This is a genomic window from Streptomyces sp. SID11385, assembly GCF_010548245.1.
In the GTDB taxonomy this organism is placed as follows: Bacteria; Actinomycetota; Actinomycetes; order Streptomycetales; family Streptomycetaceae; genus Streptomyces.
Window position 1 is genome coordinate 1 of record NZ_JAAGLR010000533.1, and the last position, 305, is coordinate 305.

Below are 305 nucleotides of genomic sequence, written 5' to 3' on the forward strand. Positions count from 1 at the left end.
CTGGCCGCAGGCTGTGCCGTCGTCGTCGCCCTGGGAGGCGGCGCGCCCGCCCGGGCGAGCCAGGACGGCCCGAGCCCGCAGGAGATCGTGGTGACCCCCACCTCCGTGCCGCTCGGCGGGAAGGTCACGGTCGTCGTACGGGCCTGCACGGGCGGCACCGTCCACTCACCCGGCTTCCCCTCGGCCCGCCTGCGCCCGGTCGACGGCGGGGACAGCGCGACGGCCGCCTTCACCCTCGGCGCCGCCTCGCGGCCCGGGCGCTACGACGTGACGGCCCGCTGCCCCGGCGGGGAGCTGACCCGCCC

The 305-nt window shown here is 79.7% G+C and carries 1 pseudogene; it reads left to right on the forward strand.

What is annotated here, in order from left to right:
* Window positions 1-305 (forward strand): annotated as a pseudogene (locus tag G3I42_RS16060) (hypothetical protein); the annotation flags it as partial.